This window comes from Francisella frigiditurris, from assembly GCF_001880225.1.
GTDB lineage: Bacteria > Pseudomonadota > Gammaproteobacteria > Francisellales > Francisellaceae > Francisella > Francisella frigiditurris.
The window spans coordinates 669648-694899 of record NZ_CP009654.1; the positions used below are offsets into that span (position 1 = coordinate 669648).

A 25252-nucleotide genomic window follows, 5' to 3' on the forward strand; every position below is an offset into this window, starting at 1 on the left:
ATTATAAAATATGTTGTACAGTCAGGTTGCATTATTTATAGTGCTTACTATTATGCTGGTTTTCTTAGTCAAGTATCAAGAGAAAACAGTACTAGTTTTTTCTATTACTATGTTGATATGCTATTTGCTTGGTTGGTATAGTAAGGATGATTTAATAAAAAACGCATCTAATTCTGGGCTCGCAACTTTAGTATTTTTGATGCTAATCGCAGTGGCTTTAGCAAAAACCAGTATTTTACAGAAACTTAAAAGACTACTTTTTGGAAAGAATGAACGTAAAACTTTAATAAGAATCATAGGTATATCTGCGATATCGTCAGCGATATTAAACAATACGGCGGTATCAGCTGTACTAATTAATGCTATTAAATCGACTAAGCTTTATTTTCCTTCAAGGCTATTGTTACCTATGTCTTTTGCTACTATTATGGGAGGGACTCTAACATTAATAGGAACTTCGACTAATTTAATTGTTAATAGCATGTATATAAGTGAAGGGCATGAGGGTTTTAATTTCTTCACATTTACCCCAATAGGATTAGTTGTTGCGCTATTAGGATGTTTGGTTTTATATTTTACAAGCTTATTTCTTCCTAAAATAAAATCCGATAATACTAAAGATAAAGGTTATTTTATTGAAGTAGAGCTGCAAGCTGGATCAAAGCTAGAAGATTTAAGTGTTAGCGGAGCAGGTATTAGGCATTTGGATGGGTTAACTTTAAAAACTATAATAAGAAAAGATGGTAAAAGAATAGCTCAAATCAGAGCTACTACAGTCTTAAAAAGTGAAGATAAGTTAATATTTGTTGGCGATATTTCAAAAATAAGTATTTTATCTCAGATTAAAGACTTAACATTGCATGCGATGTCTAAAGGCTTTGATAATGTTGAGTTGGTAGAAGTTATAGTTAAAGAAACTTCACCGCTTCGAGGTAAATCCATTAAAGCTATTAATTTTCCTAGAAATTTTTATGCGACTGTGGTTGGAATTAAAAAAGCTGAGAATTCTCTTGAGAGTGAGATAAATGATGTAAAAGTGAAGGCTGGCGATATGTTGATTTTAGCAACTAGAAAATCAACTTCTAATAATAAAAAATTTGGAAAAAACTTTTATCTTATAGACGAAGATGTAGAACTCCATAATATATTATCTGGATGGCGTGAAAAATTGACAGTTATTGGATTTATCCTAATGGTGGGGTATGCCGTTATTACAGGAGAATCTTTGTTTAATACTTCTTTTCTACTGCTGGCCTTACTTTTAATAACAGGATGTTTATCACTTTCAGAAATACGAAATTCTCTTCCAATAAAGATTTGGATGATAGTTACCTCTTCACTTTGTATAGCCTCTAGTATGGAAAATACTGGACTTGCTAAAGTGATAGTAAATTTTTCAGCAGATTATTTACAGAATTTAGAACCGTATGTAATATTTGCGGGTATTTTTATACTTACTATGCTTCTTACTGAGCTAATTACAAATAATGCGGCTGTAGCCATAATGTTTCCAGTTGCATCTAATTTAGCTCAAGGGGTGGGAATAGATTCTTTTCCTATAATAATAGGTATAGCATTTGCTGCTTCTGCAAGCTTTTTGACTCCGTATGGTTATCAGACAAATCTTATGGTTTTTAATGCTACTTCTTATCGTTGGAGAGATTTTATTGTAGTAGGTGTACCTGTATCTATTGTATATATAGCAACATGTATTTTGCTAATACCTATTGTATATCCATTTAATTGATAGAGAGCTATTTATATAGTTCTAAAAGGGTATCTGCTTTGTCAATCTTTTCCCAGCTAAACTCTGGTAGTTCGCGGCCAAAATGTCCATAGTTAGAAGTTTTTCTATAGATTGGTCTTAGTAAGTCTAGATTTTCAATAATTTTGCCAACTCTTAGGTCAAATGCTTCATTAACTAGTTCTTCTATAGCGGAATCAGAAATTTTGCCTGTGCCAAAAGTATTTACCATAAGAGAAACTGGTTTCGCTACACCAATGGCATAAGCAACTTGAACTTCACATTTATCCGCTAATTCAGCTGCTACAATGTTTTTGGCAATATATCTGCCCATATAGGCACCTGAGCGGTCTACTTTAGAAGGATCTTTTCCTGAGAAAGCACCACCACCATGGTGAGCAGCTCCACCATAAGTGTCTACTATAATCTTTCTACCAGTAAGACCACAGTCACCTTGTGGTCCGCCTATTAGAAATACTCCAGTGGGGTTAATATGATATTTTGTATCTTTTGTAATTAGATCCTTTGGAATAGTAGCTTTAACTATTTCATCAATCACGGCATCGTGTAAATCTTTTTGAGAGATTGTTTCATCATGTTGTGTAGATAGTACAATTGTATCTATAAATTTGGGTTTGTCATTCTCATATGCTAATGTGACTTGTGCTTTAGCATCTGGACGTAACCAACTTAATTTATTAGATTTTCTTAGTTCGGCTTGTTTTCTCATTAATAGATGTGAGTAATATATAGCAGATGGCATAAGCGTTGGAGTTTCATTTGTAGCAAAACCAAACATTAGACCTTGATCTCCAGCTCCTAAATCTTCTAATGCACCCCTATCAACTCCTTGAGCAATATCAGAAGATTGTTTTCCAATTGCATTTATTACGGAACAAGTTCTTCCATCTATACCTTTGTTGGCATCATCATACCCAGTTTCAGTAATAACTTTTCTTACAAGTTCTTCAATATCAACCCATGCAGTAGTTGAGATTTCACCAGCTACTAGAGCCATTCCTGTTTTTACTAGAGTTTCACATGCGACTCTAGCATTTTTATCTTGTTTTAATATTTCATCAAGAATGGCATCGGATATTTGATCAGCAAGTTTATCTGGATGACCTTCTGAAACAGACTCTGAAGTAAATAAATAATTTTTTGACATATATATTGCTCCCTTTTAGTTTTTGCTAAAAGGTCCCTAAAAAAGTAATGGTTAAACTTTAAGAAACGCTTTAGCTTTTTATTTTCTGTCGCAAGCAAGTTGTTTGTTAAATATAGCGACTAAGTGAGCATTATAACTAATTACAAACTATAGTCAACACTTGACTTTTTTAGTTATAGCATTTAAAGTATTGCTATTATTTTTATGAGTCTTGTTTATTTTAAGACTTTATATATAAAATATTAAAAAATTTAAATATATTAATTGGAGAAGATTATGGTAGTAATTCGTATGGCTCGCGGTGGTGCTAAGAAGCGTCCTTTTTATAAAATCGTAGTAGCTGATAAAAGAAGTCCTAGAGATGGTAAATTTATTGAAAGACTTGGTTTTTTCAATCCTTTAGCTAAAGGTGGTGAAGAAAGATTAAAGCTTGATTTAGATAGAGTTAATCATTGGGTTTCTAACGGTGCACAACTTTCAGATAGAGTTTCTTCTCTTGTGAAAGAAGCTAAGAAAGCAGCTTAATTAAATTTTCTTTTAAAATCCTTTAAATTTCTAGATGTCTAAAAATTTCGTTGAGATAGCTCGAATTGGTTCTACTTATGGGCTAAATGGAGAGCTTAGACTTTATCCATTTGCTAATGATATAGAAACTATTTTGTCTTATGGTAAATGGTATTTGAATTTTCAAAATGATATATCTTGGAATGAGTTACAAGACGAGCATGTTTTTAGGAGAGGAAATAAAATCTATATAAAATTGGCAGGCATTGATGATATAAATGATGCTAAGAAATTTACTAATGCACTTATAGGTGTTCCAAGAGAAGCTTTACCAAAGTTGAAGGAAGATGAAACTTACTGGACTGATCTTATAGGCATGAAGGTTTATAATAAGAGTAAGGATAGTTTTGGTTCAGTTATTGATATAATGGAGACTGGCTATAATGATGTTCTTATTTGTAAAAAATCAGAAGACGAGTATTTGATCCCATACATTAATAACTATATTTTGGACGTTGATTTAGAAAATAAAAAAATAATAGTTGATTGGGAATATGATTACTAATTTATTTATATGAAGTTTGCCACTATATCAATATTTCCAGAAATCTTTCAAGCTTTAACTAACTTTGGCATAACTTCTAGAGCGGTTAAAGAGTCGCAAGTTGAGCTAAAATGTTATAACCCAAGAGATTTTACTAAAGATAAATATTCTACTGTTGATGATACTAGCTTTGGTGGTGGTGCTGGTATGGTTATGAAATATGAGCCTTTAGAGAGAGCTATATTGGAAGCAAAAAAATCTTTAGGTTCTAATGCAAAAGTAGTATACTTGTCGCCACAGGGTGATATTTTTGATCATGCTAAAGCTCTAGAGCTTTCTCAGAATGATTCATTGATATTGCTATGTGGTAGATATGAAGGAGTTGATGAACGCTTAATCGAAGATTATGTTGATGAGGAAATCTCTATTGGCAATTTTGTTTTAAGTGGTGGTGAGCTTCCTGCTATGGTTGTTATGGATAGTATAATAAGATTACTGCCAGGAGTTTTAGGTAATAAGAATTCGTTTTTAGAGGATTCTTTTTATGATGGACTTTTGGATTACCCGCATTATACAAAGCCAGCTGTGCTTCCTAATGGAAAAGCAGTTCCTGAAGTATTATTGTCAGGTAATCATGCAAATATAGAAAAATGGAGACGAAATCAGAAGTTGATAAGAACTTATGAGCGTCGATATGATTTATTAGAGTGCCAATGCCTATCTAAAGAAGATAGAGAATTTTTAGAAAAAAATATAAAGATATGGTATGCACAAAAGGAGTAAAAAATGAAAAATAAATTTATTGAATTAGTAGAGAAATCTCAAATAAGAACAGACTTACCAGAGTTTAACCCTGGTGATACTATCACAGTTAATCTATGGATTAGAGAAGGTGATAAGCAAAGAGTACAGGCTTTCAAAGGCTTTGTTTTAAGAAAAAGAAATAGAGGTTTACATTCAGCATTTACTGTAAGAAAGATGTCTTCAGATGTTGGTGTTGAGAGAACTTTCCAGACTCATAGTCCTCTTATTGACAGTATCACAATTGAGAAAAAAGCAAAAGTTCGTAGAGCTAAACTTTACTATATGAGAGGTCGTACAGGTAAAGCTGCTAGAATTAAGGAAAAAGTATAATAAATTAAAATGGATAGTGTATCTGGCTTGATAGATATTTTTTTAGATAATCTGTGGCTGGAAGCTGGATTAAGCAAAAACACTATTTCTTCTTATCGTACTGATCTTAATTTTCTTCAAAAATACTATTCTAAAAAAGATATTTCAACTATAGACTTTGATCATCTTTATGAGTTTATTTCATATAGGGCTAGTAATAATTATAGTAGTAGATCAAATGCTAGAATGATTTCTACTTTTAGAAAATTCTATGGATGGCTGTATAAAAATAAATATATTTCTGAGAATCCTGCTATAAAACTACAATTGCCTAAGTTGCAAAAAAGCTTACCTAAAGATATGACAGAGGCAGACGTTGAGAAACTTCTAGAAGCTCCTGATCTAAAAGAGGATATTGGAGTTAGAGATAAGGCTATGTTAGAACTAATGTATGCTACTGGACTAAGGGTTAGCGAATTAGTAAGTCTAAATATTGATGATATTGACATGAATATAGGTCTTATTAGAGTATTAGGAAAAGGTTCTAAAGAAAGAATAGTTCCTATTGGAGAGTATGCTTTAGAGTACCTACAAAAGTACATGAGTGAAGTAAGACCACAATTATTAGAATCTTTAAAAGAAAGGGCTTTATTTTTAAGTAAGCATTTTAAAAGAATAACAAGACAGTCTTTTTGGCATAGGATTAAGAATTATACTTTATTGGCAGGTATAAGTTCTGAAATTTCTCCACATACTTTAAGACATGCTTTTGCAACACACTTATTAAATAATGGTGCGGACTTAAGATCTGTTCAAATGCTTTTAGGTCATAGTAGTGTTTCTACAACTACTATATATACTCATATTTCTCAGAATAGATTACAGCAGGTTTATCAAAAGCATCATCCACGAGGTTAGCTTATAATTTTATACAAGCTTAAGACTATTATTGATATAATTTACACGGAAAGTTTATTTTAAGTGGAGAGAGTATGAATATTTTGAGTGTTGATTATTATGCGGATAATGCACCATCTGATTTTACAAAGTCATTAAAAGAAACAGGTTTTGCTGTTTTGAAGACTCATCCAATTGATTGGAATCTTATACAAACTGTTTATAAAGAGTGGGAAGCTTTTTTGAAGTCTGGAAATGCTGATAAGTATCTATTTGATAGAGAAAAGCAAGATGGCTATTTCCCTAAAGATGTTTCTGAAGTTGCTAAAGGCGAAAGAGTTAAAGATATAAAACATTTCTATCATTTATATTTTCCATGGGGTAGATACCCTGAAGAGGTCAGCGATGCGGCTAAAAAAATGTTCGACCAGATGATGGAGTTAGGAGAAACTTTATTAGAGTGGATAGATGATTATATGGATCCAGAAGTAGCTAAGAGACTTCCTCAAAGATTGAAAGATACTGTATCAAGACCAGGTACTTTGTTGAGAGTTTTACATTATCCAGCGATGAAAGGTGATGAAGAGCCTGGGGCAGTAAGAGCAGCTGCTCATGAAGATATTAATTTGATTACTTTACTGCCGATTGCTTCTTCTCCAGGCTTACAGGTGTTATCTCCAGTTACCAATCAGTGGTATGATGTTCCTTGTGATAGTGAATCTATAATTATTAATATAGGTGATATGCTTCAAGAGATGACAAATGGGGAATATATAGCAACAAAACATAGAGTTGTTAAACCAGAGGGTGAAACAAAAAACGTTGATAGATTATCAACTCCATGTTTCATTCATCCAAAAGCAGAAGTTTATTTATCTGATAAATATCCAAAGGCAGAGATTTTTCTAAATGAAAGACTGAGAGAGCTTGGTCTTAAAATGTAAATTTTTCTTTAAATTTTTTCTCTTTAATTAATATAAAACCTATTTTTTTTAGTTTAGAATAAATATTAGGCTTTTATATTTATATTTATAAATACATGATAGATAAAGACGGTTACAGAGCAAATGTAGCAATAGTGTTGCTTAATAGCCGCAATAGGTTATTTTGGGGGCAAAGAAAAAATCGGACATCTTGGCAATTTCCTCAAGGTGGGGTTAATCCAAACGAAACTCCTTTGCAAGCTATGTATAGAGAGCTTTATGAAGAGGTTGGTTTAAGGCCTCATGATGTTGAGGTTGTAGCATCAACAAGAGATTGGTTTATTTATGATATACCAGAATCTTTAGTTAGAAAAAATAGTCCTTGTTGTATTGGGCAAAAGCAGAAATGGTTTTTATTAAAATTAAAAACTTCAGAAAACAATATTGATCTTGAAGCTAATGCAACACCAGAGTTTGATAATTGGCGTTGGGTAAGCTATTGGTATCCTATAAATCACGTTGTTTATTTTAAACAAGAGGTTTATAAAAAAGCGCTAACTTATTTTAAAGATTATATCGAAAGATAACTTTTAAATGAAAAAGTTTTTCTCTAATAGCTTAATTGTTTCATTTTTTCTTCTTCTGTCTAAAATCTTAGGCTTTGTTAGGGATATCTTACTAGCTAGTTTTTTTGGAACTGGTATTGCAATGCAAGCTTTTTTAATAGCTTTTAGAATCCCAGAATTTATGAGAAAAGTTGCTTCTTCAGGAGCAATAACCCAGATATTAAATCCATATATTAAAGGTCGAGTTAGTAATCAACAGAAACAATTTGTTGCAACTATTTTATTTTTTGTTTCAATCTCTCTTCTCTTTATCATCTTACTTGGAATTGCTTTTTCTAATTTATGGGTAAGTATTTTTGCTACAGGAATTATGGATGATTACCAGATTTTTAAATTATGTTCTACATTATTTATAATAATGATTCCATATGTGTTATTTATATTTCTTGTAGCATTAATATCAGCTATTTTGAATAGTCATAAGCGTTATGTAATAGCCTCTATAATTCCCTTAATTCTAAATATATCAATGATAATGGGAGTTCTGATTGCACCAAAGTTTAATACTCCAATATATGTTGTAGCTTATTCAGTTTTAATAGCTGGTATTTTTCAATTAATTGTAGCCATGATTTCACTTTATAAGCTTGTTGGAAAAATAGATATTAGTAAGTCTGTGATCTTTATGAGGGATCTTAGGGTAATTGTTTTTTTTAGAAAGTTTCCAGCAGCTTTTGTAGGAGCTTCAATTTTATCAATAAACTCATTAGTTGAAACTTTTTTTGCTTCATTTTTGATATCTGGGAGTCTTGCATGGCTTTATTATGCAGACAGAGTTAACCAATTTGTTTATGGGGTTTTTGGCACAGCTATAGCTACAGTTGTTATTCCTTATTTGATTCAATATAGAAATGATTATTCTAACTTTCGGTATGTTTTCTCTAGGGTTTTTAATTTTGCTATCTATATTACAGTTCCAGCTCTTGTGGGGCTGGTAATTTTATCCAAACCAATTGTTGTGACATTATTTAATTATGGAAAGTTTAGTGAGCAAGATGTTAATTTTACTCAAATGGCTTTAATGGGCTATGCTGTTTCTTTGTTTTGTTTTGTGGTTATTAGAATTATTACATCTGCGTTGTATATTAGTAGCCAAACTAATATAGTATTTAGAATAAGTGTATTTTGTTTATTAGTTAATATAGTATTAGATGCTCTGGTTATATATTTTTTATCAGATGATACCTATGCTTTTTTTATCTTGGCGATTATTACATCTTTAGTAGCTTTATTAAATTTGATGATGCAAATGATCATATTAGCTAAATTTAATTTTACGATTTTTATAAACTTATTCTTCTCTAAAAGCTACTTCTTAAAAATTTTTATTAGTATTGGTGTAATGATATTGGTTTTGTTTAGTTTTGATTTAAATATAGATGTATGGTTTCAAATGACATTATTAGAAAGATTTTTAAGACTTTTTCTTATTATTAGTCTTTCAGCAATGAGTTATATTGTCATTACGCTATTATTAGGTGTGAAAAAATATTTAATCATTAAACATTAGGATTTCTAAAACTATCTGTAATACTTTATACTAGAAAAAGTATATATGGAAATAAGACTTTTTTTGTAATGTATGATTTAAAGAATATAAATAATCTTAGAGGGATAGAAAGGGAAACTCTTAGGATTAGTGAAGATGGAATTTTTACTAATAGCCAACATCCTAGTAAATTAGGACATAAGCTTACTAATAGTAGTATAACCGTAGATTTCTCTGAAAATTTATTGGAGCTTATAACAAAGCCTAGAAAAAGTATAGATCATGTGTTGGAAGAGCTTAATAAACTCCATTCTTTTACTTTGCAAAGAATGGATGTAAATGAAATTATATTAAATTTGAGTATGCCACTAATTGTTTCAGAAAAAGAGGTGCAAGTTGCTGATTTTGGAGAGTCTAATTCTGGAAAAATGAAACAGGTATATAGAAGAGGTTTAGAAGCTCGTTATGGTAAGGTGATGCAAGTAATTGCAGGAATTCACTATAATTTTTCTTTTGATGAGAAGTTAGTCGCTCAGAAATCTGAAGAGCTGGGTTTAACAAAGTCTGGTGTTTACTTTGGTGTAATAAATAATTATTTTGAGTATATGTGGCTGTTGCCATACTTGTTTGGAGCAAGCCCGATTTGTGCAAAAGCATCTGTTAAAAATAAGCCTAACTATTTAAATGAATTGGATGATGAATTTTATATTGGTGAATATGCAACAAGTTTAAGGATGAGTGATTTAGGCTATACTAGTCCAGCACAGAAGAATTTGCATATATCTTATAAAGATGTAACTTCATATGTTACGGGATTAATAGGTGCTACAGAAGAAGAGTTCGCACCTTATGAAAGAATAGGCTTATATAATGATCAAGGTAAGCGTATTCAGTTAAATAATAGTATTTTACAAATTGAAAATGAGTATTATAGTCCTGTAAGACCTAAACAGCTATCAAAAAGATGTGAGCGACCGGCTTGTGCGCTTATGAATAGAGGTGTTGAGTATATAGAAGTTCGTGTGCTTGATGTAAATCCTTTTGTTGCTTCTGGAATAGATAAGCAAACTTCATTGTTTATAGAGGTTATGCTAATGACTTGTTTCATGAGAGATTTTAATCAATATAGCGAAGATTTTGTAAAAGCTGCTAAATCTAACTTAACCGAAGTGGCAATTAATGGGAGAAATCCATCTTCTAAGCTTATAAAGATTTGTACAGGAGAAAAAGTTCTATTAAAAGATTATGCTCTTGAACTTTTTACATCTATCGAGAAAACTGCTTTACAAATGGGGCGGGAGTATATTGATGCAGTTTCTCTTGAAAAAGAAAAGGTCCTTGATGTATTAAAAACTCCTTCTGCTATTTTAGCTAATCATGCTAAAGATAAGGGTTATAAGAACTTAGTCTTAGAATTATCTAAACAAGCATCTAATGAATTTAGGGAAAATAAACTAGATCATACTGAAATAGATTTATTAGAAAGGCAGGTGGCTGAATCATTTGATGCAGAAAGAATACTTAGAGAATATGATAGTTTATCTTTAAACGAGTATATAGATAAATACTACAAATCAGTTTGTATTTAGTTTATTTTAGAAATTGATTTTTATTTGATAAATTTTAGATAGAAATAATAAGATAAATAAATTAGATTTTCTTAAGAGAACCAAATCTTTTGTTAAATCTATCAACACGACCAGCAGTATCAACTACTCTCTGCTTACCAGTATAGAAAGGATGGCATTCAGAACAGATATCTATATTTAAAGCATCTTTACCGATTGTAGATTTTGTTTTAAAAGTGTTTCCACAGCTACAAGTAATTGTAACTTCATTATATTTTGGGTGAATTTCTTGTTTCATTTTTTATTTCCTTGTTTTTATAATTTGACATCGCCACCTAAGCTATTTCATTAGGCACCATATCCCTAAAAAGTAGAATAACTCACGAATTTTAACTCAATTAAAAGTAAGTATCAAGTTTAATTGGAGGAAATATATTTCTCTCTTCTTACGCTTTTTGGATTAAATCCAGCGCTTGTAAGTTGCTCATATGCTTGATCTATCATATTTGGATTACCACATAGATATACAACATCTGTTTCTGGATTTAGGCTTAATTCTCTTAATTGGTTTTGTACATATCCAGAAGCTTCATAACTATTTAAACTTTCTTTCTCGCGACTTAAACAAAGTTTGAAGTGAATATTTTCATGTCTCTCAGCAAAATTTATGAACTCATCAGCATAAAGAGCATCTTTTCTATGTTGTACGCCTAATAATATATGAATTTCTGTGTTGTTAGCTTTTTCTAATAATTCTGGAAACATTGATTTGTAAGGAACTATTCCAGTACCTGTGCCAATTAGGATTAATTTGTTAATTTCTTCATCTTTTAGTATCAATCTACCAGCAGGACCCATTGCTGGAGCGGTCTCTCCCTCTTTCATATTAAAGAAGAATTCTGAAGCAGCTCCTCCTTTAACATAAGTAATACCTATTTCTAAAAGCATATTGTTGGTAGGTAGAGAACCTAAGCTATAACTTCTTCTTTTTAGAGCTCCCTCACTATCTTTTAGTAGGAATGTTATAAATTGTCCAGCCACAAAATTTAAAGGCTTGTTGTCTGTTCTTTTAAAAACAAAATGTCTAACATTTGGAGTTAAATCTTTAAAAGACACTAATTCTAAATCAAATTTTTCTAGAGCCATATTTAGAAATTTCTTTACATTTACTATTAAATTTGTGTAATTGTATAATAACTAGAGGTATTTATAAAATGATTTTGAATTAAAGCGATGAGTAAATATTTGTCATTAATTATTATTTTTGTGATTTCTCCATTTTTTGTTTTTGCTGAAATGAAGCAGTCAGATCTAGAAGATGTTTATTCAAAGCCTATAGTTATAGAAGGAAATAAAGCAACTATAAATATAGAATTACCGGTTGACTCTATCTCTGGCTATAGATGGTTTTTGACAGAGTATAATTATGATTATATTAAAGCGGTTTCATATCAGCATGAAAGTATTAATGTTGAGAAATCTAAATATGGTTCGTTAGATAGTTTTAAAATGTCTGTGCATGATAGGTTCAAGAAGATTCCTCAAAAGATTGTTTTGCATTTTGAATGCTTTAAGCCATGGGAATTAAAAGAAGATGTTTTATATAAAGATGTGGTGATTTTATTTATCCCTGATTAAGTTAAGAGTTAGTTAGAGCATTTTGAATTTGATTAGACACCCAGTTAGCAGCATCTTTAGGTGAGCTGGCAGCGTTATTTGTGTGTTTGTCTGCAATTACATGAATTTCATTTAAATGTTTATCGAGCTCGTTTTTGTCCATGTTCGCTAAATTTGTTGGCAGAATAATAAGTGCATGAGGTCCATCAAAACCAATTTCTTTTCCTAGTTGACGCGATTCAAGTTCCTCTTTTGCGGCTTCCTTAAGTTGGGCTTTATCAATTTTTATACTTAGTTTATCGGCAATGGAATTTATTTCATCAAATGTTATTTCACCTTTTGATATTCTTGTTTCAAATATAGATTTATTATATTCATCAAATAATGCTGGACCTCCTTGAGTATAAGCTTCATATGCAATTAAGCTCGCGTAATTTGCAACGTTCATATCGCGATTTGATGAAGGATAGGGTTTGAATATGATCTTAATATCAGAGTTGTTTTTAAGTATAGAGTTTATCTCTTTAGAAATTTCAGCACACTTACCACAGCCGTAGTCAAAAAATACAACAACTGCTTTTTCAGCATTTTTATTACCTAAATAAGGAGTTCTATTATCATTTAATAATTGATTTATAATTTCAGGGTTTGCAATATGCTCAGCATAATTAATTGTGTCGGTTTTGGTTGTTGTAATTTCTGTGTTACTTTTTGTATTTTGCTCTGAACATCCGCTCATTAATATTACAGATGCTCCTAATAAAGCGATTGTTAATTTTTTCATGTGTTGTTCCTTTGTGGCTTAATAAAGGTTGTATGATGTTTTATTAAACTATTCATATCAATAAAAGTCTAGATTTTTGTTTTGCATTGTTATTGTAAGAGCATGCATATAAGTATTTTAATTAGCTTTAGAGTTGTAAAAAAAGTTATTTTTTTTTCTTATTTGTTATATATTCTGCTAGAATAATATCGGAATAACTATTTTAAAATTAATTTATAGTTCTAAGGTTAATAGTATGAAACAAAAAAAATATATATTAGCGTTAATAGTTGCGTTTACTACATTGTTTTTATCAGGCTGTGTTAAGAGTGGTGTTTTAGATCCTAATGGACCTATTACGGCAAGTGAACAGAAGCTTTTGGTATATGCTATATTGCTTATGCTTATAGTTGTTATACCTGTGATAATTTTAACTTTATGGTTTGCATGGCGTTATCGCGAAGGAGCAAATGCAAAATATCGTCCTGAATGGACTCATAGTACTCTTTTGGAGGTTGTGTGTTGGGGTGTTCCAGGTGTTTTAATTCTTATATTAGCTATTATGACATGGAAGACTACTCACTCACTTAGTCCATATAAGCCTTTAGAGTCTGATAAAAAGCCTCTAGAAATTGATGTTGTAGCATTAAACTGGAAATGGATGTTTATTTATCCAGAACAAGGTATTGCCACAGTTAATTACATAAGAATTCCAAAAGATAGACCAATTAATTTTAAAATTACTTCAGCTGCGCCTATGAACTCTTTCTTCATACCTGAGCTAGGTGGTCAGATCTATGCAATGACTGGTATGACTACACAATTGCATATTATAGGTACAAACAATGGTAAGTATCGTGGATTTTCTGCTAACTATACTGGTCATGGTTTTGCAGAGATGCAATTTTATGCTGAGGTGGTGAATCAAGATAATTTTGATCAATGGGTTAAAGAAATAAAAAGCTCAAATGATCCATCATTGACATGGGGATATTTCTGGAATAATTTAGTTAAAGATTCTGTAAATAATCCAGTAACTTACTATTCAAATGTTGATAAGAACTTATTTAATGATATTACTATGTCTTATATGATGCCTAATTATAAACCTGGCGACATGGAAAAGATGGGTAATATGCATCATATGGATATGTAGTAATAAATTATAAATAGTACGGTAAATAGGAGAGCAATATGCTAGAAGCATTAATTGGAAAACTAAGTGATCCACATTTGGTTTTTCCATATCTGTATGAGCCAGTAAGCCAACAATTAATCATACTTGGTATGTTTATAGGTATAGTGGTTGCAGGTGTGGCATTAGTCGGTGGTATCACATATTTTAAAAAATGGGGTTACTTATGGAGTGAATGGTTTACAACTATTGACCATAAGAAAATAGGGACAATGTATGTTGTCGTAGCTTTAGTAATGATGTTCCGTGGCTTTGTGGATGCCGCTATGATGAGAACACAACAGGCTTTAGCTTCAGGTGACAGTACAGGTTATTTAATTCCAGAACATTTTGATCAAATCTTTACTGCCCATGGCGTAATTATGATCTTCTTCGTTGCAATGCCATTAATATTTGCATTGATGAACTGGGTTGTACCTCTTCAAATTGGTGCTCGTGATGTAGCATTCCCTTATATGAACTCTTTAAGTTTTTGGCTTTTTGTAGTTGGAGCTATGCTAATAAATATTTCTTTATTGGTGGGTGATTTTGCTCATGCTGGTTGGTTAGCATATCCACCATTTTCAGAAATAACTTATAGTCCAACGGTAGGGACCGATTATTATATATGGGGTCTTCAAATATCTGGTATTGGTTCATTAATGACTGGTATTAACTTCTTTGTGACAATTATTAAAATGCGTTGTAAAGGTATGACATTAATGAAGATGCCAGTATTTACTTGGGCCTCATTATGTTCTGTTATACTTGTTGTGGCAGCATTCCCAGTTTTAACTGTGACTTTAGGTTTACTTACTTTAGATAGATACTTCGGTACTCACTTCTTTACTGTTTCAGGCGGTGGGGATCAAATGATGTATGTAAACTTAATCTGGATATGGGGACATCCTGAAGTATATATTCTTGTACTTCCTATGTTTGGTGTATTCTCAGAAGTTGCAGCTACTTTTTCTAAGAAACCTTTATTTGGATATGTAACAATGGTTTGGGCAACTATAGTAATTACTATATTGTCTTTTGCTGTATGGCTTCACCATTTCTTTACAATGGGAGCAAGTGCGAACGTAAATGCTTTCTTTGGTATTATGACAATGATTATTGCTGTTCCAACTGGAGTTAAAATATTTAACTGGCTATTTACTATGTTCCGTGGAAGAATCACTTTCTCTACGCCTATGATGTGGTTAGTTGGTTTTATGATAACTTTCTCAGTAGGTGGTATGACGGGTGTATTATTATCCTTACCAGGTGTTGACTTCCAAATGCACAATAGTGTATTCCTAATAGCTCACTTCCATAACGTAATTATTGGTGGTGTAGTATTTGGAGCATTTGCCGGACTTACATATTGGTTCCCTAAAATATTTGGTTTTAAACTAAATGAGCGTTTAGGTAAATATGCTTTCTGGTGTTGGCTAGTAGGATTTTTTGTAGCATTTATGCCTTTATATTTATTAGGTGCTATGGGTATGACAAGAAGATTGTATCATTATGATGCATCAACTGGTTTCCAATCATTACTTATAGTGGCTTGGTTTGGAGCTATGATAATTGGATTAGGTATATTTTTCCAAGTATTACAAATTATTGTAAGTATCAAAAATAGAGATCAAAATCGTGTTGGTGCTGATGCTTGGGGTTATGGTCGTACTTTAGAGTGGGGTATCCCATCTCCAGTTCCTTTCTATAATTTCTCTCATGATCCTGTAGTTGAAGAGCGTGATGCTTATTGGGATCATAAAGAAAAAGGACTAGGTGTAGATAATAGACCTTTAACTGAAGCTAAAGAATATGAAGATATTCATATGCCAAGAAATACAGCAGTTGGGGTTATAATAGGAGCATTTAGCTTCGTATTTGGATTTGCTGCAGTATGGCATATCTGGTGGTTAGTTGTTGTTGGTGTTGCTGGTATGATAGGTACAGTATTATACAGATCGTTTGACTATGATATTGACTACTATGTAAAAGCTGACGAAGTTAAAAATGTTGAAAGTAAATATAATCAACAAGGAGAGTTACAAGTATGAGTACAGTAACTGCGGATAATAACCATCATCACGAACATCATTTTGATGGTTCTAAAAACGTATTTGGTTTTTGGATTTATATTATGAGTGACTGCGTGCTATTTGCTACGCTATTTGCTGTATATGCAGTCTTTCATAAAAATACATTTGGTGGGCCGGATGCTCAAGAACTATTTAGTTTGCCATATGTTTTTGTAGAAACAATGTTACTACTAGTTAGTAGTTTTACTTTCGGTTTAGCAATGCTTAATCGTAATTCTAGCAACATAAATCATGTAATAAAGTGGCTATTAGTTACTTTCTTCTTAGGTTTAGGCTTTATTATTATGGAAGTTCATGAGTTTTATGAACTAGCTATGGAAGGCCATACTTGGTCAAGTAGTGCGTTTTTATCATCTTTCTTTACTTTGGTTGGAACGCATGGATTACACGTATCTATGGGTCTTTTATGGATAGTAAGTATGATCTTGCAACTTAAGAAATACGGTATGACGCCAATGGCAAAAACTAAGCTTACATATTTAGGTTTGTTTTGGCATTTCTTAGATATCGTATGGATATTTGTATTCTCAATAGTTTACTTGTTAGGAGCGATATAATATGGCTAAAGAACATTTATATGATCATGATACAGGTGCAGCATACGGTACTCATAAGAGTTATGTAACAGGTTTTGTGCTATCTATCGTAATTACTACTATAGCTTTTGCTTTAGTTGGGTTTAAAGTTTTATCTCCTATAGGTTTGTGTGTAGCAATAGCTATATTGGCTCTAATACAGTTATTTGTGCAGTTGATATTTTTCTTACACTTAAGTACTGACTCAAAAGCTCGCTGGAACTTGGTAAGTGCAGTTTTTGCGCTTCTAGTAGTTGTTATCATAATTGTTGGTACTATGTGGATCATGTTCGACCTTTATGACATGATGATGTAATTAAAATTAATCGCACTTTTTTCTATGTCTTTTAAAAAATATCTTCAATTAGCAAAGCCAGGGATTATCTTTGGTAATTTGATTACTCTAACGGGTGGCTTTTTATTAGCTGCGCATAGGCATATTGGCTTTGAGCATCTTGGTTTATATCTTTATGTTATGATTGGTGTTGCCTTAATGATAGGTTCTGGTTGTGTTTTCAATAACTGTATAGATCAAGATATTGATGCTGGAATGACAAGAACTAAGAATCGTCCATTAGTAACAGGTCAAATTTCTACATTTTCAGCTATTATTTATGGAATGATTTTGTTAGTGGCAGGTAGTATTGTTTTATATTATTTCGTTAATCCTTTGACGCTATGGATAATTCTTATAGGGTTTGTAGTATATGTTGTAGTTTATACTATTATGAAACGTTCTTCTGTACATGCGACCTTATTAGGGGGTATCTCAGGAGCTATTCCTCCTGTGGCTGGGTATACGGCATTAACAAACCAGCTTGATTTAAATGCCTTATCATTATTTCTAATATTGTTTTTTTGGCAAATACCTCATTCTTATGCAATTTCTATTAGACATATGAAAGACTACAAAAGAGTCGGAATACCTCTGTTAGTGATTGTTAAAGGTCTGGATATTACTAAAAAAATGATACTAGTTTATATGGTGTTATTTATATTATCTTGTACTCTGCCTTTTATCATCGGAACAGCAGATATAATCTCTTTTATAATAACAATGTTTGTGGCGATTTTTTGGCTATTTATTTCAATAAAAGCTATGAATCTTGAAGATGAGCAAGAATGGTCTAAGAAAGTTTTCTTAACATCAGTTTGGGTTATTACTGTAATTTGCTTATCAATGGGTTAGTTAATAGCTTTTAATCCATAAATAACCTTTTATAATTTATTAAATCTTTAATTCTATAGATTTTTTTATTAAACTTTTAAGAATTCTAAATTTTAATTAAAAATAATGTATTCTAAAGAATTTCAATCTACTTTTTATATTTCTCTTATATATAGTTTTAGAATGATTGGGTTATTCATAATTTTTCCAATCTTTAGCTTGTATGTAGATCATTTAAAAGATGCTACTCCTTTTCTTATTAGCTTAGCTTTAGGAATTTATGGTTTAACACAGGCCTCTCTTCAACTAGTGTTAGGGATAGCATCTGACTATATAGGTCGTAAAAAGATTATACTGTTTGGTTTACTGCTGTTTATACTGGGTAGTATAATAGCAGCATGTTCTACTAATATATATGGAATCATAATAGGACGAGCACTTCAAGGAGCAGGAGCAATAGGGAGTACTTTAACAGCATTGATAGCTGATATTACAAAAGAAGAAAATAGACTTAAGGCGATGTCTATTATTGGAATGAGTATAGGCTTGTCATTTATGGTTGCTATGATGATAAGCCCAATTTTAAATAGTATTATAGGGTTATCTGGTATATTTTGGGTAACAGCTATTATGGGAGTGGTTGGTATCATTATGCTCTTAAAAATTCCAACACCTCGAGTGCCAAGTTTTCATCATGAAGCTAAGCCAGTTTTTCATTTGATTAAAAGTGTAATTTTTCATAAAGAACTTTTACGGTTGAACTTTGGAATTTTTGCTTTACATGCAATTTTGACAGCACTTTTTATTGTAATTCCAATTATATTGACTAATAGAATAGAAATAGCACCTGATTATCAGTGGTTATTTTATTTACCAGTCTTAGTGATATCATTTACTTTAGTATTTCCATTTATTATTATTGGTGAAGTTAAACGTAAAATAAAATTACTTTTTATAGTAGCGATTATTACTTTAACACTTTGTGTATTAGGAATTTTATTTGAGTTTCAACATGTTATTATAATGGGGATGCTTTTAACTTTATTTTTTGCATCTTTCTCATTTCTAGAAGCGACTCTTCCATCGGTCATTTCAAAAACAGCTCCTGTTGGAACTAAAGGAACTGCTATGGGTATTTTCTCGAGTGCTCAGTTCTTTGGTATTTTTATAGGAGGTAGTTTAGGAGGAGTAGTTTTTGAGCTTTATAGTATTGCAGGAGTGTTAATATTTTGTACTATTTTTGGCGTATTATGGTTTATAGTTTCTCTTACAATGGGAGATATCCAGTATCTTAATTCTAAAATCTATCATATTAATCTTTCTAATGAACAAAAAAAGGCTATAGAAAATATTCTTTCAAAAGAGATAGGGATATATGAATCAAATATTAATCTAGATGAAGAAGCTATATATATAAAGTTTGATAAGAAAGAGTTTAGTGAAGCATCTTTTCTTGCAAAATTAAACGCTATTTAATATGATTTAGAAAGAGTTGATTTAAACTCTAAATTATAAATATTGTAAAACCTATAGGAATTAATTATGAATAAAATAAGAAATTTTTTTCATTCAATAAAAAGTAAAAATCCTGATAGCATTTTTTCTAAAATCTTCAGTGATACTTTGTATACGTTATTTTTGGTAGCTGTTTGTGGAGCAATAGGAGCTATTATAATTCTAATTTATGTTGTTTTAGTAGGTCTTTTTTAATCTAAAACTCTTATAAACTTTCTTCAGATTTTAAAATAAAGTTTTTATTTTAATAAGCTAATGCTATATTTTGATTCAATTGAAAGTGGTAGCTATGACTGGACTTGAACCAGTGACCCCAGCATTATGAATGCTGTGCTCTAACCAACTGAGCTACATAGCCACGAAAGATGAGCATATTATCTGTAAAAATTAGTTTCTTGTCAAGGAATAAAATTAAAAAATAATTGTTAATAAATATTATATCTTGCTTATTATGGTATTTTTATAGTACGATATTATCTAAATAATATTTAAGGAATTTTATATGAAATTCCGGCTAAAAGTGAATGAAAATTAAGATATGTCTGAAGGAAGAAATAAATTAAACGATTTTTCGTTATTACAGTCACTACTTGGTGGCTCATCTAAGATTGAAGAAAAAACTTCAAGAATGAGACAGGCTAGAGATAGGAATATATCTGAGGCTAAAGATATTAAGAAGGAAGAGATAAAATCTCCTAAGAAAAATGCTGAAATATTGAAATCTGATGACTTTATAAGAATTCCGCAGTATGGACATAGAATAAGTAACAATGTCATAAAAGAATTACAGAGTCCTAGTCTTAATGATGTTGAGGAACTAGTGATCTCTATAGATGTTGAAAAAGAAAGACAAAAAGAAGAAGCTAGATTATTTAAATGGTTATGTACACGTTTTCCTAATTGTTTTGGTCCAATAAATAAAAAACCTCTAAAAATAGGTATAAGTGAAGATATAGAATTAATTTATCAAAACGAACACTTTGCACCAATTGATAAAATGGTTTTAAGAAATGTTCTTCGTCGCTATGTTGGTGATACACGTTATCATAGAGCAGTATTTGAGCTTAAGCAGAGATTTAACTTGCAAGGACAACCAGTAGAAGACTATGCTCCTGAGCATATTGAATATTCTAAAAGAAGAGTTGATGAAATTGCAGAAAAAGCTGAATTTAGAGCTAAAGGCCTTAGTATGAAAGATTACTATGAGCATAAAAAACAACAGAATCAAGAAGACATAAGTACAGAAAACGAATAGTTTCTGCTATAAAACGATTTGCAAACAATTAGCCTTAAGATTTAAATTAATTTATGTTTTTTATAACATATTTAAGAAAGAGTTTGCTATGAAATTAAATTCCAAAAAAAATATACTATTAGGTTTATTGTTTTTATCTGGGTGTACAGCAACAAATCCTAATATTGAAAGTACAGTAGATATTAGAGATATTGGCCATGATTATGATAGAAGTATAAAACAATCATATAAAGTCTATGGATTTAGGCAAGTTCCTAATGATGTTAAAGATATTGCTTCAGGTGATCCTACCCCGTTTGATGTGGATGTGTATATTACTGATAATAAAGGGTGTAAATTTATATATATGAAAACACCAAATGATCAATCAAGTATATCTGAAACTGGATCTTTTACAGCTTATTTATTAGATAAATCGCTTATGAAGATTCAATGTGATGGAAAGTACTCGAATATCGATTATAAAGCTAATATAAGGGCTGGTGAGCATAAATATAAAATAGTTGGTAATCTTTCTTATCTTGCTGAAGCATCGGTATTTTAATTTATTTTCTCCAAAATTCTGGTATAAATAAAACTAACAAGGTAAATATTTCTAAACGTCCTGCAATCATAGCAAAATTACAAATCCATAGAGCATTATCAGACAGTTTACTAAAATTTGATCCAATATCACCTAATCCTGGTCCAACATTCGATAGAGTAGTTGCAATAGTTGAAAAAGATGTAGTCATATCAAGACCACATCCTATTAACGCTAACCAGCCGACAGCAAAAATTATCACATATACAGAAATGTAGCCAGAGACTCTATTGAGAGCTTGTTCTGAGATATGTATATCTCCAAGTTTAACTGAGAAAACCCCTTGGGGATGTATTACTCTTTTTGCTTCAAGAACGGCTTTTTCTTTAAATAAGATTGCTCTTATCATTTTTAAGCCTCCAGCAGTTGAACCACCACAGCCGCCAATGATAGCTAAAAACATCAGCATTACAGGAAGGAAAGAGGGCCATAAGTAATAGTTTGTATCTGATACAAATCCTGAGCTAGAGCTTATCGCTATAACTTGGAAGGCACTATTCCAGATGATTTTAGGAATTTGTGATAAATCATTAGTGTTAGCAATTAGTGTAATAGCTACTATAAATGCTGCGAAGAATAGGTAATAACAATAAGCTTTAAATTCTACGTTTTTAAAGTAATGACTTATTTTAAATCTTGTTAATGCAATAAAATGTGCTTTAAAGCTCGTGGCTCCTAAAAATAGAAAAATCATACATACTAATAGAACACCATTGGATTTGTCTGTCATACTAGCATCAGATGGGGCAAAGCCACCTGTTGAAACTGTTGAAAATGTATAGCATATAGCATCAAAAGGATCTAATCCTACGATTAGATAGGAAAAGAAACATAGAATAGTGAATAAGATATAAACAAACCATAAAGCTTTTGCTGTGCTTGAAATCTTTGGCGCTAATTTCTCATCTTTCCATTGTCCTGATATCTCGGCTTTGTATAATTGCATGCCCCCAACACCAAGTAATGGTAAGATAGCTACAGATAATACAATAATACCCATGCCACCAAGGAATTCAGTTTGTTGTCTATAAAACAAAATGCTATGAGAAAGATTATCTAATCCTACAATAACTGTGCCACCAGTTGTTGTAAATCCCGAGGTTGATTCAAAAACTGCTTTAGTAAATGGTAGACCTAGATCTGGGAACATCATGTAGGGAATGGCACCAAAAATGGTTACAATCAGCCAAACTAGAGCAACAATTATAAAACCATCTCTATTTGTGAGTTTTTTTGTAGATTTTCTAGCAATAAACCAGCAAATAAAACCAGATGTAAAAGTTAGTAAAAAGCTTGTTATGTAAGGTGTGGAATTTCCCTCATCGTATATATAGTCTATGCCAATGGGTGTAAGCATTGTTATACTTAGAAACATTAAAAATACGCCAATAATTTTTGGCTTCTGACTTAAACCCATTTTTGATGCTTAGACTAAGGTATTTTGTAGGTGACTTTGATGTTTAGTTTAGTATAATTAACTAAGGGCTACAAGTTAAATTGTATAGTGAGGCTTTAATGAACAAGATTCTTTTTAAGATGTTACATTTATTTGATAACAAAAAAAATAGACAATACGTTAGTGATGCGGATATCCTTCTTACTGAATTTGATAAGAATAATCCTCAAAAGTCAGCTTCTCAAAAGAAAGAGATTCTAAAACATAGGAATATTCATAAAAGAGAACCTAGGAAAGAAACTAGTTTTTTAGATAGTTAATTCTTTGTTTCATTGATGATATCTGTTCCTTTTGGAGCAGAGAACTCAAACTTATTTTTACTTATTTCTACATTTGTTTCAACATTTGAAAATTCAATCTTAGTGTATTGATGTAGTGATGTGCTGATATCTAGAGATTTAAGATTATTATTATCATCGAATTTGATTCTTATATTATTTATTATGCTATCGTTATCCTTGGGTTTTAAAGTATAGCTGTTGTCTTTGTTTACTTTAACTTTAAACAGGGTGTCTAATTTTTCACTATTTTTTGATAGTAGTATTAAATAGGGTGCTTGAGCTATATCATTTGATAGATTTTTAATTACTAATTGTTCTAAATCTGCGTCATAAAACCAAAGATTCTTTCCATTGGAGATAATTTCTTGGTTATTGGGGCTAGTAGTTGTCCAATTAAAGAAAGATGGTTTTTCTAAAAACATATTTCCTTGACTTGTAATATTGCTATTATTTTGTCCATCTATTAAGGTTTGTGAAAAGTTTGCAGACATAGAATGAATATTTTGTATTTTATAAATTAGACTTTCAGTACTGCTTTGAGCTAAACTAATATTCATCGAAAAGACTAAAAGTATAAGAATGACTATCTTTTTCATTTATGATTCTCTCTTTATTAGTACATCTCTCATACCATTAGAATTCATTTCGGAAACGACTCCATTTTCTTCCATTTCTTCCATTAATCTAGCAGAGCGATTGTAGCCTATTTTTAATTTTCTTTGGACAGCCGATATTGAGGCTTTTTGTGTTTTTATTACAATCTCAACGGCTTCATTATATAAAGGATCTTCACTTGATTCGTCAGATCCTTGATTATTTCCACCTTCATCATCAGCCGTATTTGTAATACTCTCAATATATTCAGGTTCTCCATAAGATTTCCATGACTCAACTATTCTATGAACTTCATCATCATCTACGAATGCTCCATGAACTCTCATAGGGGCCCCTAAGCCTGGTTTAAGATATAGCATATCTCCATGACCTAAAAGATGTTCGGCACCTTGTTGATCAAGGATTGTTCTAGAGTCTATTCTAGAAGAAACCTGGAAAGACATCCTAGTAGGAATATTTGCTTTAATAAGACCAGTAACGACATCAACTGAAGGTCTTTGTGTTGCTAAAATAATATGAATACCAGCGGCTCTTGCTTTTTGTGCAAGCCTAGCAATAAGCTCTTCTACTTTTTTACCTACAACCATTATCATATCTGCGAATTCATCTGCAATAACAACTATGTAAGGCATTTTTTGAAGAGTAGGGGCTTCATGAGCTCTTTCAGGATTCATTTTAATGAACATGGTGTCTTTTAATGGTTTACCAGCATTTTCAGCTCTTTCAATCTTATCATTTAGTAGAGCAATATTTCTAACACCTGCTGCAGACATCAGAGCATATCTTCTTTCCATTTCTTTTACACACCATCTAAGGGAGTTGGCAGCTTCAGTCATATCTGTAACAACTGGAGTTAAAAGATGAGGAATACCATCATAAATTGAAAGCTCTAGCATTTTGGGATCAATCATAATGAATCTAAGTTCTTCAGGTGTACATTTATAAAGCATACTTATAATCATCGCATTGACACCAACTGACTTACCTGAGCCAGTAGTACCTGCAACTAATAAGTGAGGCATTTTTGCTAGTTCTGCAAATGTTGGTTTTCCTGATATATCAACACCTATTCCCATCATTGTTGGTGCTTTTGAGCTTATAAACTCAGAGGCTGATAGAACTTCTTTTATTCTTACTATTTGTTTTTCACTATTTGGTAGTTCTAAACCAACATACGGCTTTCCCGGGATTACTTCCACGACTCTTACTGCTGTAGTTGATAAAGCTCTTGCTAAATCTTGAGATATATTTGTAAGTTTACTAACTTTAGTTCCTCGTGCTAGATCAATTTCATATCTTGTAATAACAGGTCCTGGATATGCCGCTACAACTTTAGCGCTTATATTAAAATCATTTAAAGTTTGTTCTAATAAAGCAGAAGTTTGTTCTAAATGCTCTTTAGAAACGATGGTTTTTTTTTCTTCAGGCTCGATTAATAGATTTAAGGAGGGCAAGCTAATGCTTTTATTTAACGTTGGTGATTTATTTTTAGTTTTTTTTTCCGGTAATTCTTCTAGAGAGGCAAAATCCTCTTCTTCATAATTTTTTTCTCCACTAAAATAAAGCTCTTCATCATTGTTA

26 protein-coding genes, 1 tRNA gene and 2 pseudogenes are annotated in these 25252 nt (G+C 31.4%); 21 read left to right on the top strand and 8 right to left on the bottom strand.

The features are described from left to right. The first annotated feature begins 10 nt into the window (after positions 1-10). Entirely contained in the window at positions 11-1747 is a 1737-nt protein-coding gene (locus tag KX01_RS03320; RefSeq protein ID WP_071663641.1) for an SLC13 family permease, read from the top strand. A gap of 7 nt (positions 1748-1754) precedes the next feature. Here KX01_RS03320 and metK read toward each other — a convergent pair whose 3' ends face one another. After that, positions 1755-2912 carry a methionine adenosyltransferase gene (gene metK, locus KX01_RS03325; protein WP_071663642.1) on the bottom strand — a complete coding sequence of 386 codons (1158 nt, stop codon included), beginning with the start codon at positions 2910-2912 and terminating at the stop codon, positions 1755-1757. 276 nt (positions 2913-3188) lie between these two features. Between metK and rpsP the strand changes: the two genes are divergently transcribed. The 9 genes and pseudogenes from rpsP to gshA all read left to right on the top strand — a co-directional run bounded on the left by rpsP (position 3189) and on the right by gshA (position 10597). Beyond that, a complete protein-coding gene (gene rpsP, locus KX01_RS03330) occupies positions 3189-3437 on the top strand; it encodes a 30S ribosomal protein S16 (RefSeq protein ID WP_071663643.1) in 249 nt (82 codons plus the stop codon). A gap of 34 nt (positions 3438-3471) precedes the next feature. Beyond that, complete coding sequence (rimM, locus tag KX01_RS03335) at positions 3472-3981, top strand: ribosome maturation factor RimM (protein WP_071663644.1); 510 nt, start codon at positions 3472-3474, stop codon at positions 3979-3981. Between the two features lie 9 nt (positions 3982-3990). Next, positions 3991-4757, top strand: a pseudogene (trmD, locus tag KX01_RS03340) (tRNA (guanosine(37)-N1)-methyltransferase TrmD). Beyond that, a complete protein-coding gene (gene rplS, locus KX01_RS03345) occupies positions 4747-5094 on the top strand; it encodes a 50S ribosomal protein L19 (protein WP_071663646.1) in 348 nt (115 codons plus the stop codon). The pseudogene trmD and the gene rplS overlap by 11 nt, the downstream one beginning before the upstream one ends. Positions 5095-5103: 9 nt before the next feature. After that, complete coding sequence (xerD, locus tag KX01_RS03350; protein ID WP_071663647.1) at positions 5104-5991, top strand: site-specific tyrosine recombinase XerD; 888 nt, start codon at positions 5104-5106, stop codon at positions 5989-5991. Between the two features lie 74 nt (positions 5992-6065). Continuing rightward, entirely contained in the window at positions 6066-6914 is an 849-nt protein-coding gene (locus tag KX01_RS03355; protein WP_071663648.1) for a 2OG-Fe(II) oxygenase family protein, read from the top strand. Positions 6915-7009: 95 nt separating this feature from the next. Next, positions 7010-7480, top strand: a complete 471-nt coding sequence (locus KX01_RS03360) for an RNA pyrophosphohydrolase (RefSeq protein ID WP_071663649.1) — start codon at positions 7010-7012, stop codon at positions 7478-7480. Positions 7481-7487: 7 nt separating this feature from the next. Then, a complete protein-coding gene (gene murJ / locus KX01_RS03365) occupies positions 7488-9029 on the top strand; it encodes a murein biosynthesis integral membrane protein MurJ (RefSeq protein WP_071663650.1) in 1542 nt (513 codons plus the stop codon). 68 nt (positions 9030-9097) lie between these two features. Beyond that, positions 9098-10597: a glutamate--cysteine ligase gene (gshA, locus tag KX01_RS03370; protein WP_071663651.1), complete on the top strand. Its 1500-nt coding sequence runs from the start codon at positions 9098-9100 to the stop codon at positions 10595-10597. A 61-nt stretch (positions 10598-10658) separates the two neighbouring features. Here the strand turns inward: gshA and rpmE are convergent, their stop codons facing one another. Together rpmE and KX01_RS03380 are read right to left on the bottom strand one after the other, a co-directional pair. Beyond that, positions 10659-10874, bottom strand: a complete 216-nt coding sequence (gene rpmE / locus KX01_RS03375; protein WP_071663652.1) for a 50S ribosomal protein L31 — start codon at positions 10872-10874, stop codon at positions 10659-10661. A gap of 119 nt (positions 10875-10993) precedes the next feature. Next, positions 10994-11722, bottom strand: a complete 729-nt coding sequence (locus tag KX01_RS03380; RefSeq protein ID WP_071663653.1) for a ferredoxin--NADP reductase — start codon at positions 11720-11722, stop codon at positions 10994-10996. Positions 11723-11809: 87 nt separating this feature from the next. Here KX01_RS03380 and KX01_RS03385 point away from each other — a divergent pair, with 87 nt between their 5' ends. Further along, the gene (locus KX01_RS03385) at positions 11810-12214 is read left to right on the top strand and encodes a hypothetical protein (protein ID WP_071663654.1); all 405 of its coding nucleotides are present in this window, start codon (positions 11810-11812) and stop codon (positions 12212-12214) included. Position 12215: 1 nt separating this feature from the next. Here KX01_RS03385 and KX01_RS03390 read toward each other — a convergent pair whose 3' ends face one another. Next, complete coding sequence (locus tag KX01_RS03390; RefSeq protein ID WP_071663655.1) at positions 12216-12977, bottom strand: thioredoxin domain-containing protein; 762 nt, start codon at positions 12975-12977, stop codon at positions 12216-12218. Between the two features lie 235 nt (positions 12978-13212). Between KX01_RS03390 and cyoA the strand changes: the two genes are divergently transcribed. From cyoA to KX01_RS09350, 7 genes are all read left to right on the top strand, one after another. Beyond that, complete coding sequence (gene cyoA, locus KX01_RS03395) at positions 13213-14112, top strand: ubiquinol oxidase subunit II (protein WP_071663656.1); 900 nt, start codon at positions 13213-13215, stop codon at positions 14110-14112. 38 nt (positions 14113-14150) lie between these two features. Continuing rightward, entirely contained in the window at positions 14151-16181 is a 2031-nt protein-coding gene (gene cyoB / locus KX01_RS03400; protein ID WP_071663657.1) for a cytochrome o ubiquinol oxidase subunit I, read from the top strand. After that, positions 16178-16780 carry a cytochrome o ubiquinol oxidase subunit III gene (gene cyoC, locus KX01_RS03405; protein WP_071663658.1) on the top strand — a complete coding sequence of 201 codons (603 nt, stop codon included), beginning with the start codon at positions 16178-16180 and terminating at the stop codon, positions 16778-16780. The genes cyoB and cyoC overlap by 4 nt, the downstream gene beginning before the upstream one ends. Before the next feature lies 1 nt (position 16781). Next, entirely contained in the window at positions 16782-17114 is a 333-nt protein-coding gene (gene cyoD / locus KX01_RS03410; RefSeq protein WP_071663659.1) for a cytochrome o ubiquinol oxidase subunit IV, read from the top strand. A 24-nt stretch (positions 17115-17138) separates the two neighbouring features. Beyond that, positions 17139-17987 carry a heme o synthase gene (gene cyoE / locus KX01_RS03415; protein ID WP_071663660.1) on the top strand — a complete coding sequence of 283 codons (849 nt, stop codon included), beginning with the start codon at positions 17139-17141 and terminating at the stop codon, positions 17985-17987. A 105-nt stretch (positions 17988-18092) separates the two neighbouring features. Continuing rightward, entirely contained in the window at positions 18093-19442 is a 1350-nt protein-coding gene (locus KX01_RS03420; RefSeq protein ID WP_071663661.1) for an MFS transporter, read from the top strand. Between the two features lie 66 nt (positions 19443-19508). Continuing rightward, the gene (locus tag KX01_RS09350) at positions 19509-19676 is read left to right on the top strand and encodes a hypothetical protein (RefSeq protein WP_156860367.1); all 168 of its coding nucleotides are present in this window, start codon (positions 19509-19511) and stop codon (positions 19674-19676) included. 86 nt (positions 19677-19762) lie between these two features. Here KX01_RS09350 and KX01_RS03425 read toward each other — a convergent pair. Continuing rightward, a tRNA-Met gene (locus tag KX01_RS03425) sits at positions 19763-19839 on the bottom strand. A gap of 180 nt (positions 19840-20019) precedes the next feature. On the opposite strand from KX01_RS03425, the gene KX01_RS03430 reads away from it, so the two are divergent. Continuing rightward, on the top strand, positions 20020-20736 hold the full coding sequence (locus KX01_RS03430; RefSeq protein WP_071663662.1) for a ProQ/FINO family protein: 717 nt from the start codon (positions 20020-20022) through the stop codon (positions 20734-20736). An 88-nt stretch (positions 20737-20824) separates the two neighbouring features. Then, positions 20825-21280, top strand: coding sequence for an FTL_1709 family lipoprotein (locus tag KX01_RS03435; protein WP_083578893.1), 456 nt, complete (start codon positions 20825-20827; stop codon positions 21278-21280). 1 nt (position 21281) lies between these two features. Here KX01_RS03435 and KX01_RS03440 read toward each other — a convergent pair whose 3' ends face one another. Beyond that, entirely contained in the window at positions 21282-22736 is a 1455-nt protein-coding gene (locus tag KX01_RS03440; protein ID WP_071663663.1) for a potassium transporter TrkG, read from the bottom strand. 98 nt (positions 22737-22834) lie between these two features. On the opposite strand from KX01_RS03440, the gene KX01_RS03445 reads away from it, so the two are divergent. After that, on the top strand, positions 22835-23035 hold the full coding sequence (locus KX01_RS03445) for a CBU_0585 family protein (RefSeq protein WP_071663664.1): 201 nt from the start codon (positions 22835-22837) through the stop codon (positions 23033-23035). On the opposite strand, the gene lolA is transcribed toward KX01_RS03445, so the two are convergent. Beyond that, a complete protein-coding gene (gene lolA / locus KX01_RS03450; RefSeq protein ID WP_071663665.1) occupies positions 23032-23652 on the bottom strand; it encodes an outer membrane lipoprotein chaperone LolA in 621 nt (206 codons plus the stop codon). The genes KX01_RS03445 and lolA overlap by 4 nt on opposite strands. Continuing rightward, positions 23653-25146 (bottom strand): annotated as a pseudogene (locus KX01_RS09615) (DNA translocase FtsK); the annotation flags it as partial. It lies immediately after the preceding gene. Between the last annotated feature and the right edge of the window lie 106 nt (positions 25147-25252).